We start from the raw sequence: 2533 nt of genomic DNA on the forward strand, positions 1-2533 counted from the left end.
GCTGGAATGGGCTCTGAGGCAAAAGCACGCCTGCAGGAGCTGGTTAGCGTTCAGCAGGATTTTCAAGATAAGCAGGCAGATCTACAATCACAACATAACAAAGGAGAAATTAGCGGCTCTCGTTATGATGATGAAACAAAAGAATTAAGTAAGGCTTTAGAGGTAAGGTTAAAAATCTATAAGAAGCACTGGGAAGACCAAGATAAACTTAAAGAAGATTGGCAATCAGGCGCGTTAGATTCTCTCAAAGACTATATGAATTCCGCTCAAAACTATAATCAGCAAGCCTCTGATGCTGTTGCGGGTGTGTTGCAATCGGCTACCAGCAGTCTCGCAGAAAATATCACGAATGTGATCAGCGGTACGGAGTCATTAAGCGATGCTTTCGTTAACGTTGGGCAAGCAATCCTTAATTCCATAGTAAGCGCATTAGCCCAGATGGCGGCACAATGGCTAGTCAACCAAGCGATTATGTATGCTTTGGGTACTTCGGCTACTGTTGCCGGCACAGCGCAGGCAGTAGCTTTGGCGAACGCCTGGGCCCCTGCGGCGACCGCTGCTTCTATCGCTTCTTTTGGCGGTGCTGCGGTAGCTGGTACTTTGGCGAACATCGAGGCAATGGCTACGGGCCGAGCATTATTCGGTATGGCACACGATGGTGTGGATTCCGTTCCACAGACCGGCACCTGGTTATTGCAGAAAGGTGAGCGCGTCACGACGGCCAATACCTCCGCAAAACTGGATGCGACCCTTGAGCGGGTAAGTAAAAGCTCAACGGGTGGCGGTGGAAATACCTATTCTCCCACCATTCCGATCAGCATAAATGGAAACCCCTCAGATGCCACGATAGCCCTGACGCGTAAAGCGGCAGAGCAAGGGGCCATTAAAGGTTACAACATGGTGACACGGGATTTGCAAAAAGGCACCGGTAATGTGCACGCCAGCATAACGTCAAAATACGACACGAAGAGGAGGGCTAAATAATGTCGATCACCACAGATATTGACTGGCCCGATCTTCTGAAGTGCACTGTTTTGCAAGATGGCTACTCTTTGTCTCCCGTTAGCCCACTGTTACGCACAGATCTCGATAGTGGTCGCGCACGACAACGGCGTAAATACCTGTCAACGCCGATGGAAGTTAATCTTAACTTTCTGTTTACGCCGGGCGAATACATGCTGTTCGAGGGGTTTTATCGCTATCAGTTAAAAGATGGGGCTGCCTGGTTCAATATGCCTCTCATCCTTTCGACGGGCGATGATAATTACGTCACGAGATTCAAAGACATCTATTCCGAGGCTGATATTCAGTCTGGTGTTAGCTGTTGGAAACTTTCGGCCACGCTTGAAGTCTGGATTCGTCCTGTTATTGACCCGGATTGGAGTGATATTTTACCCGACTACCTGGTTGGTGCCGATATCTTTGATATAGCCATGAACAGGGAGTGGCCATTAAATGACAATAATTGATCGCTTATATGCCAGCGGCGGCGATGAAGTTATTTTGGATACGCTGTCGATTGATATCGGAAGTCAGCAATTCAACTTGGTACAGGCCTATGAGGATATTACGCTGGGGGGTGTCACCTACACCGCCTGTGCCATGGACTTGGCATTGCCAGAGCGTAGCACGGAAGGCGCGCAAGACCTGGAGTTTACTCTCGGCAATATCACAGGTGAAGGATCGGCGGCAGTACGCACCGCCCTTGAGAATTTAACCGAAGCCACGGTGACATTCAGGCGCTTCACGAGTGATGACCTCACGACGCCAGCAGAAACCCCCTACAGCATGACATTAAAAAGTGCGGACTGGACGAACCTGCAAATTAAACTCACTGCCTCTTTCATGAATGTGCTGGATACCGCCTGGCCTCGGATGCGCTATGTCTTAAGTCGGTTCCCGGGGCTGCGCTATTTATGAATTTAGATAAATATCAGTCAGTGCGTTATGTCGAGGCGGGCAGGAATTACCCCCATCTGGATTGTTATGGTCTGGTGCTAGAAGTACGTCGGGATCTGGGCCTAAAGGCATGGCCGGAATATGACGGGGTGACCCATCAAGATCGGGGCGTAGAAATTCACGCCAGAGAATTAACAACCCTCTTGGAAAAATGTGAGCCCATGCCAGGTGCCCTGATTTTGGTCATAAGACGCGGCATTGTGGATCATGTCGCCGTGGTGATTAGGGATGGCCCTTTGCTGTGCGTAGCCGAATGCAATCCGGGCAGCAACGTAACGGTGCAGCCGCTGGGCAGGTTCATGAGAAAAAACACTAAACTGGAGTTTTGGAAATAATGACAATTCTAGTTTTTACGTCAATCCTGGCTGAAATCCCAATAGAAGAGCATCAACACCAAGAAACCACTATTTTTGAGTGGCTGTGCTCAATCAGCGCAAAGGCCCGTCAGGGAGCAGAACCAAAGTTTTTTATTACCGTTGAAGGTAAACGCATTCCGCAGGATGAATGGGCGCTAAGGGTGATAAAACCTGATGATGTAGTGCGTTTATATCCCATGCCTAACGGGGCTATCGGC

At 49.3% G+C, this 2533-nt stretch carries 5 protein-coding genes; all 5 read left to right on the forward strand.

Going from position 1 to position 2533, the window contains the following annotated elements:
• Positions 1 to 984: phage tail tape measure C-terminal domain-containing protein (locus tag SPM24T3_RS23915; protein WP_009639424.1), on the forward strand; the 984-nt coding region annotated here is incomplete at its 5' end.
• Positions 984 to 1469, forward strand: coding sequence for a hypothetical protein (locus tag SPM24T3_RS23920; RefSeq protein WP_009639412.1), 486 nt, complete (start codon positions 984 to 986; stop codon positions 1467 to 1469). The genes SPM24T3_RS23915 and SPM24T3_RS23920, both read left to right, overlap by 1 nt.
• Positions 1456 to 1920, forward strand: coding sequence for a DUF1833 family protein (locus SPM24T3_RS23925; RefSeq protein WP_009639413.1), 465 nt, complete (start codon positions 1456 to 1458; stop codon positions 1918 to 1920). The genes SPM24T3_RS23920 and SPM24T3_RS23925 overlap by 14 nt, the downstream gene beginning before the upstream one ends.
• A complete protein-coding gene (locus SPM24T3_RS23930; protein WP_009639414.1) occupies positions 1917 to 2294 on the forward strand; it encodes a hypothetical protein in 378 nt (125 codons plus the stop codon). The genes SPM24T3_RS23925 and SPM24T3_RS23930 overlap by 4 nt, the downstream gene beginning before the upstream one ends.
• Positions 2294 to 2533 (forward strand): hypothetical protein (locus SPM24T3_RS23935; RefSeq protein ID WP_009639415.1); only part of this gene is annotated, 240 nt, incomplete at its 3' end. The genes SPM24T3_RS23930 and SPM24T3_RS23935, both read left to right, overlap by 1 nt.

Origin of the sequence: Serratia sp. M24T3 (assembly GCF_000257645.1) — a bacterium.
Classification (GTDB): Bacteria; Pseudomonadota; Gammaproteobacteria; order Enterobacterales; family Enterobacteriaceae; genus Rouxiella.